The sequence below is a fragment of the Parapedobacter brassicae genome, assembly GCF_051400755.1.
In the GTDB taxonomy this organism is placed as follows: domain Bacteria; phylum Bacteroidota; class Bacteroidia; order Sphingobacteriales; family Sphingobacteriaceae; genus Parapedobacter.
In genome coordinates, this window is sequence record NZ_JBLFFL010000001.1 from 682,820 (window position 1) to 704,366 (window position 21,547).

The 21,547-nt window shown below is 48.8% G+C and carries 11 protein-coding genes; all 11 read right to left on the reverse strand.

Translation table 11 applies throughout. The features are described from left to right. Positions 1-301: 301 nt before the first annotated feature. A complete protein-coding gene (locus ACMGDE_RS02760; protein ID WP_436831229.1) occupies positions 302-739 on the reverse strand; it encodes a hypothetical protein in 438 nt (145 codons plus the stop codon). Positions 740-1,131: 392 nt separating this feature from the next. Continuing rightward, entirely contained in the window at positions 1,132-3,075 is a 1,944-nt protein-coding gene (locus tag ACMGDE_RS02765) for an FG-GAP repeat domain-containing protein (protein ID WP_436831230.1), read from the reverse strand. Positions 3,076-3,085: 10 nt separating this feature from the next. Continuing rightward, the gene (locus ACMGDE_RS02770) at positions 3,086-3,997 is read right to left on the reverse strand and encodes a sugar phosphate isomerase/epimerase family protein (protein WP_436831231.1); all 912 of its coding nucleotides are present in this window, start codon (positions 3,995-3,997) and stop codon (positions 3,086-3,088) included. Between the two features lie 2 nt (positions 3,998-3,999). Beyond that, positions 4,000-6,267 (reverse strand): outer membrane protein assembly factor BamB family protein, encoded by a 2,268-nt coding sequence (locus ACMGDE_RS02775; RefSeq protein WP_436831232.1) that lies wholly within the window; start codon positions 6,265-6,267, stop codon positions 4,000-4,002. A gap of 131 nt (positions 6,268-6,398) precedes the next feature. After that, positions 6,399-8,750, reverse strand: a complete 2,352-nt coding sequence (locus ACMGDE_RS02780; protein ID WP_436831233.1) for a galactose oxidase — start codon at positions 8,748-8,750, stop codon at positions 6,399-6,401. Between the two features lie 405 nt (positions 8,751-9,155). Next, positions 9,156-11,768, reverse strand: a complete 2,613-nt coding sequence (locus tag ACMGDE_RS02785) for a hypothetical protein (RefSeq protein ID WP_436831234.1) — start codon at positions 11,766-11,768, stop codon at positions 9,156-9,158. A gap of 145 nt (positions 11,769-11,913) precedes the next feature. Then, positions 11,914-14,124: a DUF7133 domain-containing protein gene (locus ACMGDE_RS02790; protein WP_436831235.1), complete on the reverse strand. Its 2,211-nt coding sequence runs from the start codon at positions 14,122-14,124 to the stop codon at positions 11,914-11,916. Between the two features lie 128 nt (positions 14,125-14,252). Then, positions 14,253-14,993 (reverse strand): ThuA domain-containing protein, encoded by a 741-nt coding sequence (locus ACMGDE_RS02795; RefSeq protein ID WP_436831236.1) that lies wholly within the window; start codon positions 14,991-14,993, stop codon positions 14,253-14,255. A 1-nt stretch (position 14,994) separates the two neighbouring features. Beyond that, a complete protein-coding gene (locus ACMGDE_RS02800; protein WP_436831237.1) occupies positions 14,995-18,801 on the reverse strand; it encodes a glycosyl hydrolase family 95 catalytic domain-containing protein in 3,807 nt (1,268 codons plus the stop codon). Positions 18,802-18,841: 40 nt separating this feature from the next. Continuing rightward, positions 18,842-20,146, reverse strand: a complete 1,305-nt coding sequence (locus ACMGDE_RS02805) for a glycoside hydrolase family 99 protein (protein WP_436831238.1) — start codon at positions 20,144-20,146, stop codon at positions 18,842-18,844. A gap of 97 nt (positions 20,147-20,243) precedes the next feature. Continuing rightward, a complete protein-coding gene (locus ACMGDE_RS02810; protein WP_436831239.1) occupies positions 20,244-21,524 on the reverse strand; it encodes a Gfo/Idh/MocA family protein in 1,281 nt (426 codons plus the stop codon). Between the last annotated feature and the right edge of the window lie 23 nt (positions 21,525-21,547).

Here is a 21,547-nt window from a genome sequence, read left to right on the forward strand (position 1 = left end):
AGCATGATTCCTCTCTCTATGATTTGCCCAGATAAGTCGTGCATCGGAAAAGCAAGACTACGTCGGTGGTGGGTCATTAGTGGTTGTTTTCATCGTTATCAATTTTAATTCAAATCCGTTGTTTAACAATTTCGAGACATCTCCGCAACAGCAGCCGCTGGTCAAAACGAGGACGCAAAAAAGCCTCACACCCATTGTCCCCTTAAGTAGGGGGGAGCAGGATCGAACTGCCGACCTCAGGGTATATGAATTCCTAGCTTTTAATTTTCAGAAATTCAAGATGGTTTTTATGGCCAATTAGTTACGGATAATATACAGCTACGACGGTCGCATATGAATTGTTAATGGTTATGTTGGAGAAGGTGTGATAGTAAACATCGTCAACGTTATACGAATCATCGTCATCAGATATATAGATATCCGCAAACACATTGCTCGTACTGACGGATATATCATACGTGCCGGTAGGCAACGATATACTTGCAGAGCTCATTGTGGGTGCGGTCAAATAATAGGTTTGACCAGTAGATGTATTGTAAGCCTGTATATATACGTCATTATTTAGTTGGCTAATGCCCCCTAAAGTACCATTGGCTAAGACTGCATCCGACTTTTTGTTGGGCTCATTGCTTAGCGCAGTTTGTTCTGGTTTTGTTGCTGTTTGAGTTTGCGGCTCTTTTGCAACTGCTGAGGTAGCCAAGATAGCGCTACCCAGCATTAATAACATTAATTTTTTCATCCCAAAATAGATAATTGGTTAAATATTGCTGATTAGGTGGCATCTGAGCACGATTCTATTGCCAGGATTTGCCCAGAATAGTCTTGCATCATAAAAAGCAAGCCTATGTAGGCGGTGGGTCATTAGTGGTTGTTTTCATCATAATTAGTTTAAATTTATTCCTGCTAGTTTGCAATTTCGAAACGGTCTCCGCGACAGCATACATCGAAATGATGATGCAGGAAAGCTCCGGTATCAGAAATTAAACCATAACAGGAATCAAAAATTTATAATTGTATAATTCGCTTACCGCATTCCTTAAACTGTTCCAAGGATACAAGCGCGCCTATAACAAATAATTAACAAAAGATTAACAAGATTAATGCAATGAATGTTGACCTCATAAACAACTGTTAATCAATTCCTTTATTCCAAAAAATAAATGTTCCCCGATTCGTAGATGAAACGATTTCCTGTTTACCGTCACCATTCAAATCGACGGCTAATAAATCAGATCCTGCCCCCGATCGGTTATGCACGAGTTCCGGTTCAAAGCGTGCTCCGCCGGGTGCATTGGCGTCGCGGACCGTCCGAAAACAATACAATACCGCGGCACCGCTAGGGTCGGGGTCAAGGTGCGTATCCAGGTGCGACCAATACCGCTTCCCAGCAATAAAATCGGGTATACCATCGCCATCGATATCCGCGAACGTGGTACCATGCAATTGTGAAAATGTGACGTCACCGGCATTGTCCGTTGAATAGTCATCCATAATCATGTGGCGCTGAAATGCGATTTCACCTTGTTCATTGCGTTGCTGCTCATACCAGGCCAAACCGAACCCATGGGCGTTGAGGCTGGTTACGACGTCGTTGTATCCATCACCATTTACGTCGTATATCGCCATGATACTACCGCCCATTCCACTACCGCGATGTCCGTACCGTCCAAAAGCTACTGGATGGTGTATCCAAGATGCACCGGTACCAAGTTGGGCTGGTTGCTCCCACCAACCATTGGGATTGGTAATATCGGGGCGCCCATCGCCGTTGATATCTCCCACACCAAAGCCATGTGCCGTATAGTACCCGGCATCAGATACAGAATAGGCCTTCCAAGGCTTGCTTGGGTCGGCAGGATCAAACTTAGCGTACTTCAATATGCGGTCACCACTGGTTCCATAAACAATTTCAGGTCGACCATCGCCGTCGATATCCGTAAAAACCGTTACTTCTGAGTTGATATTGCCCGGAATTACGGCCTGCATGTCCCAGCGGCGTGACTCACCCTCGGGATTGATGTACAACCGGCCAAAGGGCGCCGCAGAAAATACATCCGGCCAACCGTCACCATTAAAATCATAGGCATATTGGCAATTCACTTCGGAAAATTGCTGGGAAGGATTGTACGTTACCCCCTGAAAAATTTCACGGTAAGAAGTATACTCCGGTCCGTAGTAAATATGGGGGCCAGCCACCACATCCAGGATGCCGTCCCTGTTGAAATCTGCGGCAGCGGAGCTGAATGAATAATACATATCGCTGAGTTGCTGCACTTCAAAATGTGCTGAAGTTACTTCCTTTGGGGTATTCCGAAGCGCAAGATCTTTGTATTTGAAATCCTTGTACCGTATTTCTGCATCACCCTTTACATATAAAGCGACGGGTCCATATTCCCCGAATTCATCGTCTGCCGCCCCACCGGGACCATTACCGTCATTGATAAATCCCCGCAGAATATTCATATCCAACACGCATTCCAACTGATTCCAGTCATTGACTTGAAAAGCTGTTTGGGGTCTCGGGATCGGCAAGATCGGCCCCGGGGCACCACCTCGATTTGGCTGTCCTCCACCCCTATTGGTGTTGGACGAATTTGAAGCGTTGGGATCTGGAGGAGGCGCCACCCGCATCATCCCACCTGCTCGTCGCAGAAGTGTGCGGCTCAGTTCCTTCCCCTTGGCGTCAAGCACCAACCCGTAGGCAGCCGATTCCTCATTTTTTAACGAGACTAAAACCCCAGTCCATCCTGCATCGGTTTTTTCCAGCCTGAAAACAATTCCCGCTTCTCCATCGCCAACCATCTTGACCAATGTATTGACGGTCACATCCTGAAAAGATTGATCGAGGATCAACAAACTTGCCGTTGAGGTGTCGCCAGGCTTCCCTACCAATTGACCGCCTTCAGCACGCCAATCCGCAGTTCCGAATTTGTTCCAACGGGCCAGACTAGTTCCTTTGAATTGGTAGTCGGGCTTAAAACTAAGACCCCGTCCGTGGGTCTCACCCTCTTGTGCATACGAAAACCCTATGGCACAAGCCAGGGTAAACAGTGCGATAAGCATCTTCTTCATCATAAATCTTACGCTATTTAATATGGTTCTTTACGTGTTCAATGCCCCATCTAGCCACATCGTCATAATCGATATCCTGAAACTTTCCGCTCCACTGCGCAATCACATAAGTACCTTTGAAGCCCGCTTTTTCTGCCAATTGGATACATCGATCAAAATCGTACGAGATATGCTCCATTTGTTCGTTGAAGTCGACCATTTTTGCGGAAACAACATGGGCATAAGGCAGGATCTTAGACAGGGATTCCATCATGACTTCCTCCGTGTACTGGGGAATGTAATTACCAAAGTCGGGCTCCGTATATATACCCGATCTCCGGGCGATCTGCACATGTTTATCAGCATCCATCTCTATCCCGAAATGATTGGCCGTAATGATGGTCAGCTTCTTCTGCTTCGCATAACTATTCAGCTCTTTTAGCGATTCAATGCTTTTTTCGACCGTACCCTTTGGTGAGCCTGGATTTATACGCACGCACTTCGACCCCAGAAAAGACGCGGCATCCATCCATGTTTTCACGTCCGTGATACTTTGCCGCCGTTCGGCTTCGTCGGTAGCGGCAAGGTTATAGGAAATCCGGTCTATCTGTATATTCAGCAGTTCCGCCTTAGCCGATTTGATCTTGTCTCGCAGCCTGCCCAGGTAATCCGGATCCAGCGATTCGAAATGTTCGTTCCAGAATTCGATCTTGCGGATGCCAAATTTATCGCGGTGGTGTTCAGGGACGTCCAATAAGGTCAATTCGTCTTTGATCGTATCCCACTGCCGGGGTTTTGTACGTTGGAATCGGTACCTGAAGAGCAATGTGCCCAGGGCAATGCGATCCATTTTGGACTTAGGTAATCCAATCGTACCCAGTGCGGGCGAGACCCATGCCGATAAGACGATTCCTCCGGTGCTAAAAATAAATGCTTTTCTATCCATAACTATTTCTCCTTTTTGGGTAATGCATATACGATATACCCTTTAGGTACGTCGGATTCTGTTTTCGATTTATCTTTCAAGCTACCGACCGAACAGACCACCAGGTATTGCCTACCGTCTACTTCATACATCGCGGGAAGCCCGCCCGGATTATTCCTACCCAAATCAGTAGACCAAAGCATATTTCCATCATCTGTATTATAGGCATAGATCCGTCCATCCAAGCAAGTGGAAAATAGCAGGCCAGCTGAAGTGACAACCATCCCTTTACCTTGCGAGCCATTGGGCATGCTCAGGTTTTTACCGCCCGGTATGCTGTCGTCATTTCCCAATGGGATTTTCCATTTGATTTTGCCTTCATTCAAATCATAGGCTACAATAAGTGACCAAGGAGGCGTCAGTAGATTAGGCACCCCTAGCCCCCAATTATTAGTTTCGACATATTCGGACCGCGGACCGGTATACTCACTTGGGTAAACCGTCATGCGTTGCCCACCGGATGGTGGCAGGTCAACAGGAACACCGCCAGATGCCACTACTGGCCCGTCGGGCAACTCCGGCGTATCATCATCCCTGTTCCCGCGCCCTCCGGGACCTCGTTGTGCTTCGGGGGTAAGGTAGGCGTAGATGGCCGCAATCTCCGTCTCGGTAAGGTGGGGGAAGCCGGGCATCCGCCCTTTGCCAACGGCCATTATACCTTTGAAGGCTTCGTCATTTACTTTCACGCTCAAATTCACCAGTGTGGTCCCCAATCCGTCGATACCGGCCCGATTCTCGCCGTGGCATGTCTGGCAGTGTTGCACATACAAGGCCTTCCCCTGCGCCAACCTTTCGGGTGAAACGCCCGAATTGCGGCCTCCACCGAAGCCATTCCGCTGAAGTGTTGGTTCCCGCTTTTTTAGGCTATAAAAGTCGGCAAGTTCCTGTGTCTGTACGTAGACAATCCCGTTTTGGGGATCCGCTGCCGTGTTGCCGAAGTTCGCTCCGCCCACGGCTCCCGGATTGGTGACCACCTCATAGGTATCCGAAAGCGGATGGAAAAGGCCATTCTTTGCAGCGGTTACACGTGCCGTCCATTTCTCCTTATCGGCTGGAGAAAAATAGGGATTGATGTCATCCAGGGTTACGATCTGGCGATTGAACGGTGGAACGACGGTCGGAAACGGCTGCGTAGGCCAAGCCTGTTCATTGGGCATGTCACTCACAGGTACCGGCCGCTCTTCTATCGGCCACAGGGGTTCACCCGTTACCCGGTCAAATACAAAGAGAAATCCATGTTTGGAAGCAACCGCTACCGCATCTATTTTTTCTCCGCCGTGGTTGACGGTAATTAATTGAGGGGCTGCCGTGAGGTCATAATCCCAAAGATCATGATGAACGGTCTGGAAATGCCACAGTCTTTTGCCTGTACGCGCGTCCAGCGCCAGGATGCAATTACCAAACAGGTTGCTTCCGGGCCTGTCTGCACCGTCATAGTCATAGGTTGGCGACCCAATCGGAAAATAGGCAATGCCACGATCTTCATCAACCGATATCTCGCCCCACGTGTTGGTGCCACCTACGTATTTATAGGCCTCTTCCGGCCAGGTATCATAGCCATATTCACTGGGATGTGGAATGGTGTGAAATACCCATACCAGCTCACCAGTGATGACATTATACGCACGGAGATGGCCAGGGCCTGAAAACAGATTTTCGCCGGGAGCCGATCCAAGAATAACCAAATCCTCGAAAACCTTACCCGGGGTGGTCGATGTAGCCCGACCGAAAGTAGCCGGATCACGATCCAATCCCTGCTTGAGATCGACATACCCGCTCTTGCCAAACGTGGTAATGGATTTACCCGTATTCGCATCAATCGCTTGCAGCGTGTTATTCAGACAGATCAATAACCGTTTCTCTTTCCTGTCTTTGCTTTGCCAGAAATTGACACCTCTTTGTATGATTCCCCGCAGGTTGGCATGTATCCACAGTTCCTTCCCCGTGGCTGCATCGATAGCGACCAGCGAGTTATTTTTCGCCAGCACATACATCACGCCGTCGACAATGACCGGATTGAAGCGGTAATTTACGTTGTCACCGGTTGGGTATACGAAAGCAACCTCCAGTTGATTGACATTCTTCCTGGTGATCTCTCGGTAGTCTACATACTTCGAATGGTCGGCCCCTCCTCCATAGTCATTCCATTCCTTATAGCGTGTCCTGTTGCCTGAACTGCATCCGCAGCATACATAAACGAATAATGGTATAAAACCGATAATTCTCAGCATGGTTATTCTGTCGTTGATAATTGGTTTCTAGGTGAAAACAGCTTACAATAACTGGCCGCCTAAATTTGACCAAGATTAGGGTAGGAAGTATAATAAAGTATTAACAAAGCATTAACGATACTTAAAAAGGCTTAGGAAAGTACCATTTTATAATCTTTTCCGAATTCCTCGCCATAAATGTGACGATATTCGTTGCAGAAATTTTCAAATGTCTGGGTAGCCAATGAATGATTGCCCATATAGGCCAGTGCCTTGCATTTGATGATCATCGCTTCTTCATGCACCGGGTCGAAATAAAAAATATAATTGGCCAGCTCCACCATAAATTCCGGATCTTCGGCGATATTGATGGTTTCTGCAAAATGCATATAGGTATTGATGACCTGGATGGACACCTCTGCTTTGAATGGATCAACCCATTCATAGTCGGTTTCTGACAGGAATCCACCCCGCTGGACGATACTCGACAGCTCAACGACGCGCGCTTTGTCGAGTGTATCCTTGCTATTTACAATGGTCAGGTAGTTTTTATAGTCGATGTAAATATCATCATCCGCTCGAAACTTCCAATACCCCGTCTCTTTAGAGACCCTCGCATTCCCCAGTCGCTCCAATATGGTATTAATTTTAGCAATGTTGACGGAGCGGTTATTGCGGGCACTCTCTGCAGATTTATCAAACCAAAACTGTTCGGTCAGCTTTTCTGAGCTGATGCCTCTTCCCCGTCGAAGCGTATGGAGTAATATGACCAAAAATATGTCTTTAATAAGCGGAGTGAAACTGCGCGTCATATCCGCTCCTTCCGAATCAAAGAGTTGCAAATCTCCACCAAAAAGAAAGATACTACTCCTATCTGGTTGTTGTTCGGACACGACAGGATGATGTGCCAGATCTTCCCTACGCCCCGCCACTGACCGTGGATTGGTTGGGGCAACCCGTCTCTTTTTCAAATTTCTTTTCCTTAGGAAAACGAATAGACCCACGAGCGCCACCACGCCTAAGCTCAGATACAATAAATTCCATGTTCTTCGCATATCCCCCAGGGGCTCAAGCACAGCATCGTATGGAAGCGGCGGACTGGATAACCCATAAATCTTCGCTGTAGTGATCTCGTTTTGTTCATTATAGTATAGCGTTGCTGCTGCGAAGCGCTTACTGCCCGGACAATAAAACAGATCGGAAAATGATTGGATATCGTAGAAGAAATACGGAATAGGGGCCGCCAACTCCTTGAAACCGGGATTGGTCAACGAGCCGACAACCAGCTGCAAGCTCGAATGATATCTATTCTTTGGGAATACCAGCCCATAAAATTGATCGCTTTTCTCGTCTATAATCAATGAATTTGCCCAAGCAAAACCTTCTTCACGCGGACTAAATTCGTAGATTTTTGATAACGTTTTATTTTTAACATCAAAGAAAACCAAATCATAGATGTGCTTTGGATTAAGCATCTGCTGGCCGGAAACACTTCCATATCCCCCCAAAATATAAGCGCCATTTGGAGTTGAACCCAAAGCGGCAAGATATCGGGGAATCATCGGGTCTCCGCCCGGTGTAAGAAGATCCCATTTCCCATTTGATCCGTATCGATGGATATCGTTTTTGAAGAGAAAATGCCCATATCCTCCGATAAAGTACAAACTGCTATCGATCGACGATTGAAATTTGTTAAAATGAAGGTAGCTGGTACCTTCCCCCGGATACGTAAAATTTTCCGACCAGCTCAGTGATGTAAAGTCAAAGACCGAAACCGTTTGCTGGTCAATACATATATTCAACAGGTGATTGTTTAGCGTGTCAAAAAAAGATTGGTTTCCATTGATCAATTGCAACGGTCCCGATTGATACCTAAAAACGCTGCGCTGGCCCGTCGGGACGTGGACACGCAACAGGGAGTCTCTCCCGACGATGAATACACTTTCCGTTCGGGGATCGAATGCCGTACTGGCCCTCCCTCCAATCTTGACATCCTGCAGCAATCCCCATTCGTAATGGGATCGCTTGATCCATTGCGGATTGATGGACGAAGCAGTCATCCCTTTTATCACATCGGTTACTTCCGTACCTTCCTCTTCGTCCAACGGCCAGTGATGCACCAGGCGCTTCCCACTCCGGATTTGAACATTCCGTATTTTCATCGCCGGTACATCAGTGGTCTTAAATGTTTTGTAGTCGTTATATCCAAAGAGGACTTTTAAACAACTACGTGTGCCGATAGCCAACTTCCCGGTATAAACGCTATCGCCACATGTTACCGTTAGTAAACCTGACTGCGCATCCAACTTGATGGCAATGCGCACCCACTCCTTGAAAAGCTTACTGGAATCAATGTTAAAAGCAATGTTGGAAAATTTATCGCCCAGTACAATTTTAAAGTGCTTTTCTACGTTATCAAGGCGATCATAAAGTAAATCGATGTTAGTCTTGTCATCAGCAATGACCCGCACCACGTAGCCAAAATAATCGGTTCGGTTCGGCATGAATGAGAGTTCAAATGATAACTCCATTTCGTCGCCAAAACAGATTTGCTCACCGCTGCTTAAATCCAACCCTGTCCGTTGGTCTAAAACGGCTTCATGGCCTGCAAAACCTAATCCGTACTGGGCATTAACATCCACGGGAAATACAACTATACTTCCCAGAATACACCAAATTACACGAAAAACAAAAGCCCACGGTTTCAATGCCACATAGATTTATAGATTGCAGTTCACCGATAGCCAACAGACATCTTAAACTAAGGGATGCATTATGGTTATCAATCAGCGATTGCATTCGCCTTCCAAATATCGATAAACTTGCTAATATCTGCAATGGATGCATTTCAAATTGTCAAAGGGGATACATCTACCGGAATCCATCGGTTGCTACCAGAAGGATATGAGTTAGATACCTCTTTTGAGGTGGATGATTTTATAGGGTATCTCCTTATTGACGTCGGGATAAATGAATCCTTTACCATTGCTATCCATCACTTCTATTAAATACATCAGATCGTATTGCGGATCAATCTGATCGGCGGGTATAGTAGTCTGGAAAAGATCTTTTTCACCCGTTGCCGCCATTGGTAACATTTCAAAGTCCTTATACTGGTTCATAGCCCGGTATTGCAAGTGCACCCATTTTAATTCCCCCGGCGCGTGTACACGGACTTGCAGCGTGACAGGCTTCCCCACAGCCACGCTGTCCGGTGCTTGATGGTGGATGACAAAATAGTTGCTGTTTTCCGGATCGTCAGTAGGTTTATAGTAGGGTGAGCGGGTTACCTGTCCGTTTGGTTTGAACCTCCGGCGTTCTTCTTTCAGTTTTTCCAGGCCGTTGTTCAGCATCACCAACTCGTCCTTCCAATGACCTGAAAGCGGCTTTTTCCCAATCAATATCGGATCTGCATATAAATCGCCAGCAGCATTTACTAGCTGCGACCAAGCTTCGGTTGCCTTTTCCTCGTAAGCGATTGCATCGTCCAATGCCGATACGTCCTGCGTACGAAGAAACAAGCAGTAGCTCACCGCTGCCGGAACCCTACGGGAATGATAAAGCGCAAGATCGGCGAGCATCTTCAGATCGGTGACCGTGGCATGAAATTCCTTATTATCTTGATTGCCGATCAATTTTTCGGCTTCAGCGACCTTTTCTTTGATCGCTGCAGACAACTGTGCCAGCCATTCGCTGGTTGTCGACGGTAACGTTTTTGCAGTCTCCAGTTTCCCTAACAGCACCTGTGCCTCTTCGTCAAAACTGGCAAATTGCTGTAAATCGCTGCCTTCGGCTTTCGCATACAACGGCAAATCGCCTAAACGTTGTTTTTCCGGCCAGGCACTGGTAGTCGGAAAAAAACTGTACGGGTAACACGCTCCTACAATCCTCGGCAGTACCCAGCTGGCTTCATTTAAGGCCGACCGGATCAGCGGACCTGCTTTTTCCCCAAACCGCTTCTCAAATTCTTTGTCCCATACATCGTTCGGTGTGTGTGGATCGTATCCGACCAGACCAAATGTCTGATAGAAGTGCCAATAGCGTTCAAATTCATACGTGTAATACGAATAGGGTGGATTGAGCAGTTGAAAGGGTTTCGCATCATGCACCTGTGATTCCATTTTGGTTGCCATAGGTTCATACACGGCATATGCATCGCTGTTGTATAGATGGCTGCTCGCAGCAAAACGTCTGACGTATTCCGGATCGCCCCATAGGAGCACCCTGTTGGATCCGCCATTCCAAAGTTTCCAGAGCATCTGATAGTGCTGCGGATAGCGTAGCATATCGGCGTATCCATGGCGCCGGTTTTTTTGGTCTTCTCGATTAATGTGAGTAGGACTGTAAGGAAGTCCCATTTGCTCCATCCAAAACTTAGGCGCGATGCGAAAGTTGATTCCCATGGCGGTCGCACTTCTTATCAATGTATCGGTAATACCTTTTCCATGGACATCAATAAACATATCCGGCGCGGTTTCCTTTACAGTCTGGAAAAAATTGAGGCTGAATTCATGGAGTTCGCTTTCTTTGAGACCTGACTCGTTGTTGGTTTTAAATAGAATAGCATCCAGTTCGGGGAAGGTCTTTAAAAACTTGGCAAAGGCTGCTTTGGTATACCGGTTCAGATTGGTCGAGTCAAGCCCGGTTACCTGCCACGGCAATGAGTGGCCTTCATGGTATTCAAAATCCGGATTTCCACCAGCCTGCACACCGCCACGGTAGATATGATCCCATATACCCAGCCGGATCCCGATGCCACGGTCGTGCGCCATCTCAATCAGTTTATTCATCGTTGCTACATTCTTTTGCTGCTGCTCGGCAGTTATATCCGCCATTTTTACGCCGGAATATCCGTCAACATTAAAAAAGTAGGGGTAACAGGGTGCCATGAAGCCCCCGTTTTCATATCCGAACAGGATCTCTAGCATATTAAGCCGATTCTGCGCCATCATATCAAAATACTGAACCCAGAAATTCTCATCGTAAAAACGACTCTCCCAGTAACGGCGGTGCATGGTATACATCGCAATGCCGCGCTCTTTGATATCCGGCTTTGAAGTAACTTCCTTTACGAAGTGTAGCGGATCCGAAGATTCTATGCTCCAACTGATACGGTTGGCAACGTCGAGTAATCCGTACATCAGACCCCTGTCGTCATATCCGCTGATCACGGTGACCGGCTTGTTTTGCCAGGTTGTATTCCAAATGGTCAGTGCCTCTTTCGCTTCAGGCACCGAATGATTGCCTTCTTTCAGTAAACGTGCCGCCAAACCATTTCCATGGGCAATTCCGGTTATTAGCATTATCCGGCCTTTCGCAATACCCGTGGAAGTCAACGTTTCAAAATTCAGTTGTTTCTGCTGGAGTACTTCGATCAATCTGGTTAAGCCGTGCCTCGCCACCGGACTTAATTGGGTATCGGTAATAATCGATATGTCCGGACCCGACGAAGCCGCATAGGCATGTGAAAAAATCAAAGCAAATGCAAACAAAAACGCACGCAGGCAATTTAAAGCTTTCATAACAATAAATTTGGCTTATCGGTCATCTCCAATTCCAACACCCCCCATTCCCGAACACCAGTCCCAACCTTATAAAAATTGTCGGGACCCAATTGAACTCCGCCGAATGGCACATTGGCCCCTACAAATACATGCCTTTCTTTTATTAGTTGTCGAGTTCTTCTTTTGTCCAGGGTTGCGTCCTATCCGCTGTTTGTTCACGGATCCGTTTTACCCTACCGGGTCGTACAGCAGGTGCCTTATTGCCTAGGTCATTCCGGATGTAACTCAACACCGCAGCTATATATTCATCATCATTGGAACCTACCGCCGGCATCATATTGGTATAGGTCTTCCCATCAATCGGTCCGGTGAGTCCATGCAATAGAATTTTGATTAGCTTGTTTGGATCTCCGTTTACATCGGCATTACCCGCAAGTGTGGGAGCAGCCGCTGCACCACCGCCGATACTCAGCCCCTTGCCATCTGCTCCATGGCACGATGCGCAAAACTCCTTATAGATGACCGCTCCTTGCTTAACCCGTTTCTGGTCTTCAATGGCCAGCAATGCTGCCTCTTTTTCTGCTTTAGCCTGTTCAACCAACCGGTCTGCATAACGCCGCTGCGACAAAGCCAGTATATCGTCAGGATATGCTTTCAAAAGCTCATCGATGAGTCCTTTGGCCGGAGCGGATTCATCAAATCGCATATTGAGCCCCAATTGAAAACGTACTTCCGGATCCGGATCGTCCTTCAGCTGATACAGGGCATCGAACAACGCCCCATCGTTTTTCCACGCAGACCCATCCGCTACCCATACGGCGTTTTTGCGAACGTTGGCATCCTTATCACCCAAGGCGGCCTCAAGTGTCGCCTGATCTAATATCCCCAAACCATCCAATGTCCATAACGCATGGATACGTGCCAGCTGTACGGGCGACGATGCGACCAATTTTCGAAGTGCATCCCCGACGCTGGTATCGCCGCGCAATACCAATAGTTTCTGCGCATTGTCGCGCCACCAACCATTCGGATGCTGCAGGTATTGAACAAGTTGTGCCGGAGTTTCGTTAAGCATTTTTGGACGGGTCGTATCTGGCTTCATGCCTTCGTAAACCAGTCGGTAAATCCGGCCGCGCCCAATGTTTTTGTCCAGCCCGCGTTCCACAATTTTAGGCCGCAGGAAACTCCCCTCTTTAGTCCATTCGCTTTCTTGGATAATCCCCCGGTACATATCCACGATATAGAGATTGCCGTCAGGACCGGTCTGTGTATTCACGGGTCTGAAATTCATGTCAGACGATGCGATGAACTCCTCGTGGTCGTATGCATTCGTTAATGAAATTTTACCCCCCTTATTGGCTACTTTTGCCCGCCTGATCAACCTTCCGACCGGTTCGCAGATAAACAGGTCTCCTACCATATCCTCGGGCAATGACGTACCCCGGAAAATCGATTGTCCTGTACATGCCGTGAAGTGGTTTAATGTACTGTCTGGCCGTAGCCTGTTCAGCCCACCCTGTACGTCAGGCGTAGAGATCACCGGCCACACTGCCTTGAACTCGTCATCGTACTGATCGTTAAAATCGAGACGACCGTAATAGGGATTTTGCTGGAAACCCAATGCGGGGATTTCAGCACCCGCCGCCGAATAATACAACCGGCCATAATCGTCGTTGGCCAGCCCCCATTGCCCACCCGGGCTTTCTTCCAGCTCTTCAGCAACCAGTTTACCGTTCTCGTAGCGGTATCGCACATTTTCAACGGTCAGGTAAATCCGGTTATCCAGATTCCAAACCAGCCCACTGCGTTGGTGTTCCAGGTTGTTGGTATTCGGCCGTTCATTTACGAAGACCTCTTCCCGTTCATCTGCCACCCCGTCGCCATTGCTATCTCGGTAGCTGTAGATGCTGTTGTCGAACGTCTCGGCTACCAGCAGTCGGTCATCCAGTGGAAGGATCATCCGTGGCAACACCAAGCTATCGATAAAGACAACCGATTTATCCATTTTCCCGTCTCCATCCGTATCTTCCAACCGTTTGATCGAACACACTGGCTGCATTTCGCCTGAGCCATTAACATCCTGCATATACGTATTCATCTCCGCGACAAACAGCTGTCCATTGGCATCCCAAGCGATCGCTACGGGTTCATGGATCATGGGCTCACTTGCTACCAATTCCAGCCGGTACCCTGGCTGTAAATAAATCTGTGCCATACTTTCTTCCGGCGACAGGTATGCTGGTGAGGGCAGTGTGTCTACGATAACTTTGCCGTTTTCGTCCCGTTTAAGCGACTTAACCGGCCCATTGCATGACATCGAAAATCCGGCAATCGAAAGCGCACCGATCAAACCCGTTACATATAGTTTTTTCATTAGAATAAATTGTTTTTTAAGGCAATGAAGCTTGCATGAATTATTAATGTCCTTTTGTGAATTGCAATTCATGCAGGTATCATCTGTTTAATTTTAGTTATCTGCTTCTGAATTTCTTAATTTGTCACCTACAATCCCATCGCATAGGTGATACCGCCCCATAGATGCTGCAGGAAAAGCGGCTCCGAAAAGGATTCTTCCGTATGCCCCAGCCCGGTGTAAAACGCCCTCCCGCCATCGTATTCATGATACCAGGAAATCGGATGCGGATTGCCCATCCCTTGCTCTCCTGCATGGTAGCTTGTTTCGTCGAGATTGATCAACACCTGCACGTCCTCGGGCCGCTTTCTGAATTTGTACCATTCGTCCTTCCGCCTCCACTGCGCCGGTAACGGTTTGGTGGCCGGAAAGTCCCGGTTAATGACCTCCAACAACGCTTCCTGTGGTATCGGATGACCTGCAAAATATGCCCCTACCAATTTGCCGAACCACGGCCAGTCGTACTCGCAATCCGTTGCAGCATGGACGCCGGCAAATCCACCACCGGCTTGTATATATCGCTCAAAAGCCTGCTGCTGGGCGTCGTCCAGCACGTCGCCTGTTGTGCTTAAAAACACCACCGCATCGTATTGCTTTAGCGTTGCATCATTGAATTTGGTCGCATCAACCGTACTGTCTACCCCCACTCCATGGGCCGATCCAAGTTCCTGGATGGCTTGAATCCCTTGTTCAATGGAGTTGTGATGGAACCCTGCGGTCTTACAGAAAATCAGAATTTTATTTTTCTGCGCCAGCACTTGACCCGCAAAAAGCACCTGCACAATGATGCCCAGCATCACTATTGTGCCCATCATGTTTATTTTCTTCATATCAAATACGTTTTAAGCTACCATTCAAATCCAATATTTCACCTTTCTTGGTTTTAAAGCTGACCGTCCGGTCGCCAAGCCGCAGTGTCAGCCTCCCCCCTTTTTCCGCAAAAATGCGGGCTTCCTTCATCGTTCCCTGTTCCCATGAAAGATCGATCACAAAGCCGCCTCTCGCCCGCAACCCCTTCACAGATCCCTGCGGTAAAGCCGAAGGCAACGAAGGCAGCAGTTGTACTTCGAAGCGGTTGTCCTTAAGCGGCACATGGCTTTGCACAAGCATTTCGGCAATGGCGGCCGTGGCACCGAAATTCCCATCGATCTGGAAAGGCGGGTGATTATCAAACAAATTCGGCAATGTCTTCTCGCGCAACAATACGCCCAACAGCTTATAGGCATGATCACCATCGTGCAAGCGGTTCCACATATTGATCTTCCACGCCAGTCCCCAGCCGGTACCGTCATCACCCCGTGCAATCAGGGTCTTTTTAGCCGCTTCTGCGAGTTCAGGTGTTCCGGTTACCGATATCTGGTTGCCCGGATGCAGCGCAAACAGATGAGACGTATGCCGATGATGCGGATCTACTTCTTTATAGTCTTCCACCCACTCCATCACCCTGCCAGTAGAATCGCTGATCCGGATCGGTGCAAGTCTGGACAGTGTTTTTAAGCATGTGTTTCTGAAATCTTTGTCTACATCCAGAATCTTGGCCGCAGCAATACAATTTGTCAACAAATCATGGATGATCTCCATATCCATCGTCGCGCCGTATGTAAAGACCGATTGTTGCCCGTTTGGTAAAACAAATGAGTTTTCCGGCGAATAAGAGGGATTTGTCACGAGTTTACCCGCGACAGGTGTTCCAGGAGGAGCCTCTACCAAGAAATCCAGGATGAATTCGGCTGCTCCTTTCATCAACGGATAAGCACGCTTTTGAAGGAAAGCGGTGTCCAGCGTATAGCAATAGTGCTCCCATGGATGTTGTGCCAGCCAAGCCGCCCCGACGGGCCAGATGCCCTGTGGGCCATCTGCCGGGGCTGTGAATCCCCATGCATCGGTCAAATGGTGCACCACCCAGCCATCGGCGCCGTAAAGCACCTTGGCGGTGCGTTCACCGGGTTTCACCAGGGCCTCCGTCAGGTCGAACAACGGAAGATGCATCTCCGGAAGGTTCGTGATCTCTGCGGGCCAATAGTTCATCTGCAGATTGATATTGGTATGGTAATCTGCATTCCAGGGCGGATTCATCTGCCATGTCCACAGCCCTTGCAGGTTCGCCGGCATTGTCCCTGGCCGCGAACTGGAAATAAGCAGGTAGCGGCCATATTGAAAGAATGTTTCCACCAACGAGGGATGTGGCTGACCGGTTTTCCGGGCTTGCTCCAATAGCTCATCCGTTGCCAGTTTCTTGGCTTCCGTGTCTCCGTCGGGCGCATCCAGTGCAAGCTGAACACGGTTGTAATACGTTTGGTGTTCTTTGATATGAGTCGCTTTGGCTGTTTCATAGGGCACCCGCATAGCTTGGGCAATCCGGGCAGCGCAGGTATCCTCGGGAAGTCCGGGATAGTCCAGTATGTTTCCGTCCAGATGCGTAAGCCCGGGATAATTGGTCGCCCCAGCTATATAAAGTGTCAACGTATCGGCGTCGGTCACCGATAGTACGTCATTATCAAATTGAAGTTTGCCACCCGCAGCCACCGCCTTTACCTGCGCAGCAAAACGGAGCCCTCGTGTATTGCCCTGGGCGTCCTTAACCGGCAGTTTGCCCCTGAGGAGCAACGATGATTTGTCTTCCGGGTGAGGCATTACTTCGGCATCCTGCTGACGCCTCAAGGTGAACGAACTGGTAATTTTACTTCCGCCACTTGACGTGAACCGGACGATGATCACATCGTCCTCCGCAGATGCAAAAGTCTCCCGGGTGTACCAGGTGCCGTCATGCTGATAGCGGACGGAAGCGATACCCGTCGCCAGATCGAGACTCCGCGTATAGGAATCGGCGGTGAGGTGCGGTGTATCAAACCAAAGCTCGGCAAGCGACTGATAGGGTTTCACGCCCCTTGGCCGCCCCATCATGGTCTGCTCAGCAAGCTTCACCGCCTCGTTATTTTTATCTTCAAAGAGCAGTCGCCGTACTTCGGGTAATGTTTTCAGCGATTCGGGATTATTGGGATCAAGCGTGTAGCCGTCCCACAACGAGCTCTCGTTGAGTTGGATCCGCTCGTCTGCCACACCTCCGAACACCATGGCCCCCAACCGGCCATTACCGATGGGCAACGCCTCTTCCCATACGTCGGCCGATTGCTTATACCAAAGTACATTCCGTCCCATCGGGTGCTCTCCACCGCTTGGAAACCGGGCACGGTCCATCCATTCCGCACGGATATCACCGGTACGGGAACTGGCGACAGCGGTTTGCGCTGCTGCCTTCAATAGGAAATCAACAATCGGTGCAGGGTTGGGCAAGCTGTGGGGATGATGTTTAAAGCCATGTTTCATCACGACGGTGATGTCGCCGCCTGTGGCTTTTATCTTTTTTTCAAAGGCAAGGGTCTGGGTTTCCGGATCAACCGCCTCATCTTCATCGGCACAGAGTATCAATATGGGATAGTTGCCACGCACGATGTCTTCTATTTTATCCATCGGGCTTCCGGCAAACCGGTCGACGGCATCTTCCGTCGTGAGTTTATAGGCCTTCCGTATTTCGGCTGAGAGTGGTCTCCCTTGAGCAATATAGTCCCGCATATCCAACAATGGATTGTCAAGGTATACACCGGCTACCTTATCCGGGTTTGCAGCGGCCCAGTTCAAAGCATATACACCGCCACGGCTCATTCCTTCGAGAAGCACCTTACGGTTCAGTCCGGCGTTGTACAATATGGAATGGAACCTATTCCACAATGAGATGACGGCTTCATTGCCCATCAGTTCGGCAGCATCACAGTACGCAATGTGATAGCCCCGCTCCAGCAACGCAATGTCAGTTTGGGGTTCATGTCCCCAGAACCGGGTGCGCCAAACCCAGGGACGGTCATTCGCTGTACGTTTAGGCTTTACCACTTTACACGCATGTCCGTTTAAGGAAAAATCAACAGCAGCGTACCCAAAAAAAGAACTGGGTGTATAGGGTTTTTTGATGTTTTTGAAAATGTCATAATCCGTATCAAACTCCTGTTTAATCTGCTGGGACAATCGTTGTGCAATCATGCCTGCTGCCTCCTCTCCGGGGTGGATTTTATCAACATATAAATCTGGCTTATCGATAAGCAGCGAATGCATATCAAGCACTTCAACGTCTTCCTCCAAAGCTACTTGCTGTATCCGGGGAATAATATCCCTCACAATTACCCTGTCCCATATCTGGTTTGTATCGGTTTCAAACGATTTAAAAGGCAGCATCAGGATAACCCGCGGGTGCGACGGCAATTGGGAAAACGAACGCACCATTTCACGGCAATCGTTCATTAGTTCGTCGTAGTGGGACCGATTGACTGCTTTGGCATCATTACCTCCCAAATCGATGAATACGATATCCGGATTGAACTTCAGTGCGTCCCGGTAAGCTTGCGTATTCCAATAGGGTGAGTCACCTTTCCGGAGCAGTGTGGTGCCGCCAATCCCGAAATTTGACACCTGATAACGTCGGCCCAACAATGTTTGTAACTGGCCCGGATAAGAACGTTCGGTGGGGTTTTCAATTCCATGCCCGCCCGTAATGCTTGCACCGACACATGCGACCCTTACCTGTGCAGCAGCAAAGACACCAAGTAATAAAAAGAAAATGGTGAAAATAGATTTAATCGGTTTCATCACAAGTGGTTTATAAAATTTATTAAGCGGAAATGCTCAGCTATTTATTTTCCGTTACATTGCGTTCCGGCAATGTTAACGATAACGCTTTTTCCTTTCGAAGTACTTTGGCCGCTTCGCCGGTGAGCCAAAGATAGTGATCGGAAGGAACACCTTCCATGCCTAAAAAAGAAGTTGTTTGACTGATAGGTGGGATATCTGTTGTTTTAAAAATAGCCGTAGCTTCATTCACCTCGTCAAACATAGCCACATACAGCATGGATGCGCCCGACCGCAACACAGTGGCTAGCTGCTGCCAATAGAATTTGCCGCCCATTCGCGGTATGGATCCGACAGGCTTGATATCATCCGGAAATTCATATCGGCTTAGGTTGTGCCAGCTGAAACCGGGATATACACAGGGCACGTATTCGACGCCATTTTCCCTACACCATTTCATATCCTCCAGCGTATTGTCCCGTAATCGGTCCATGTCATTATGCAGCAATGGGCTGTACCGCTGCACCGTCCAAGGCAGCACAATATCTGCCATTTTAATGAGTTCGTGCAAGTACGGATCGGCCACACAATCGGCATTGAGTTCTCTAAAAGCCGTTGGCACACCCAGCATTACCGTACATCCACCGTATACCGGATCATTTTTCAAAAAATCGATCAGGCGCTCCAATCCGATATTCCGGATGTTATAGGGCCGGTCTGGAAAACCCACACCCCAAATGGCAACCACAGGTTTGCCGTTATGATGTAAATATGTTTTGGTCCCTCCCTGGTTAGTTACTTTCAACTCATCCACCAAATATTTCCAGTCTTCAATAATTACCGAACAATCTTCTCCCTTTGCTCTCAATCCCGACAGATCATACATGACAGCAATTGCCCGTTCATAGTTGGAAGCGGCGTCGAATGCATTTCTTAAAATGGCTGCCGCAGCATTGTCACGATTTTCCGGCCGAGCATTGCTAAAAAAACGTTGCATGAACACGCCATCCACCCCATAATCCTGCATCCATTTGAAATGAAGATCGACCGTGCTTTTGTCATACGAGCTGAAAAAACGGGCAGGTTCACCGTTGGGCAGTTTAAAGGGGGTTTCATAGGTTTTTTCGTATTCGGTTACGTCTGGCCACATGTCGATACCCGTCCGTTGCTCGTTTCCGTAACTACCATTTTTGGCACCCGAGCCATCCCCCGCTGCTCGAAACCATCCCTGATATCCAGCCATGACGAGGCCTTTATAAGTCGGATATTGCGTCTGACTACTGTGCTTCGTCTGCGCCAGCGCCATCAGGCCGCTGAGCGAAAATAGAATAACGAGCTGATTTTTGAAATTAACAAGGCTTACCATATCGCGTTTACAATTGAGTTTCCGCTAAAATAGTAGCACTTGTTAAAAAAAGCTTAACAAATGATTAATCAGGCCGAGTCGTTAGCAAAAACAACTACTAAAAGTCATTAAAATCCCATGACGACCGATAAGGGCGTGTTAACAGTTGGTTAGCCGCGGCATTGTCAAACACTTCCTTTTTCGGATTCCACTTCAGATCACGTTGGAGCTCGTAAACGATGTTCACGGCATTGCAGACGGACGCCGTGCGGTGCCCGATCTCGACATCCGCAACGGGGCGGCTCCGTTTCTTGATCGCATCGATCCAGTCTTGGTAATGGCTGTCACTTTTGTACAGCGGCTTATCCGTAGGTTTAAGCGTTTGGGCAACCAATGATTCGGGCGTGGAACGCAGAAATTGCCGCGACACCTCGATCGTACCTTCCGCACCGATGAATTGGATGGCGTTGCCCGGTCCCCATTGTTTATGGTTGACCGTTACCCCGTTGGCATACTGAAACGATACGCCCTCCTCAGCCAGTGGGTCTCCGGGAGCACGGAACGATACCGGTCCGGACTCGTCCATCCCCAAAGCCCATTGCACGATGTCAAACATATGCGCTCCCCAATCCGTCACGTATCCGCCGCCAAAGCCGCGGTAATTCCGCCAGCCCGCCCAGTCCTTATCATTTTCGATTGGCGGGGCAAGCACCGGATGATATCCCCGGTAGAGCGATGGCCCCACCCACATATTCCAGTCGAGGTAATCCGGTGTGGGTTGTGACGGAAGGTCGCATTGCCGTACGGGTCCGCCCACCGATACATTGATCTCCCTGACCTCGCCGATGTAACCATTGGTAATCAGCTCGCAGGCGTGGCGGAAAGGCTGCCACGACCGCTGCATGCTACCGGTCTGTAGTACACGCTTGTATTTCCGGACCGCATCCACCATTGCCCGGCCTTCGGCAATCGTCAGTGCCAGGGGTTTCTCGCAATAAATATCCTTACCCGCCTTGGCAGCGTCGATGCTGATCTGCGCATGCCAGTGGTCTGGCGTGGCTACCACTACGGCATCGATGTCTTTCCGTTCAAGAAGCTCACGGTACTGCGGGTATCCCGTGACTGCCGTAGCCGCTTTCTTTTTATTCGCTTCGGTGGCACGACCGACGAAGCGCTCGAGCTTCTTGCTGTCCACATCGCTCGCCGCCAATACAATGGTCTCGGGGCAACCGTTGATGGCGCCCAACAGGCCCATGGCCTGTTTACCCACACCGATATATCCCAGTGCGATCCGGTCGCTTGGTGCCAGGAAACCTGTGCCGCCGAGTACATGCCGGGGTACGATCGTAAAAGCCGCGGCACCCCAAGCCATGCTTTTGATAAATGTTTTTCTTTTCATGCGCGATACTCGTTTATCATGAG

Coding starts and splice junctions, on each gene's coding strand:
- ACMGDE_RS02805 (WP_436831238.1), bottom strand. CDS start 20,146: ATGGTAAGCCTTGTTAATTTCAAAAATCAGCTCGTTATTCTATTTTCG.
- ACMGDE_RS02770 (WP_436831231.1), bottom strand. CDS start 3,997: ATGGATAGAAAAGCATTTATTTTTAGCACCGGAGGAATCGTCTTATCG.
- ACMGDE_RS02775 (WP_436831232.1), bottom strand. CDS start 6,267: ATGCTGAGAATTATCGGTTTTATACCATTATTCGTTTATGTATGCTGC.
- ACMGDE_RS02800 (WP_436831237.1), bottom strand. CDS start 18,801: ATGAAACCGATTAAATCTATTTTCACCATTTTCTTTTTATTACTTGGT.
- ACMGDE_RS02780 (WP_436831233.1), bottom strand. CDS start 8,750: ATGCCGAACCGAACCGATTATTTTGGCTACGTGGTGCGGGTCATTGCT.
- ACMGDE_RS02765 (WP_436831230.1), bottom strand. CDS start 3,075: ATGATGAAGAAGATGCTTATCGCACTGTTTACCCTGGCTTGTGCCATA.
- ACMGDE_RS02810 (WP_436831239.1), bottom strand. CDS start 21,524: ATGAAAAGAAAAACATTTATCAAAAGCATGGCTTGGGGTGCCGCGGCT.
- ACMGDE_RS02760 (WP_436831229.1), bottom strand. CDS start 739: ATGAAAAAATTAATGTTATTAATGCTGGGTAGCGCTATCTTGGCTACC.
- ACMGDE_RS02785 (WP_436831234.1), bottom strand. CDS start 11,768: ATGAAAGCTTTAAATTGCCTGCGTGCGTTTTTGTTTGCATTTGCTTTG.
- ACMGDE_RS02795 (WP_436831236.1), bottom strand. CDS start 14,993: ATGAAGAAAATAAACATGATGGGCACAATAGTGATGCTGGGCATCATT.
- ACMGDE_RS02790 (WP_436831235.1), bottom strand. CDS start 14,124: ATGAAAAAACTATATGTAACGGGTTTGATCGGTGCGCTTTCGATTGCC.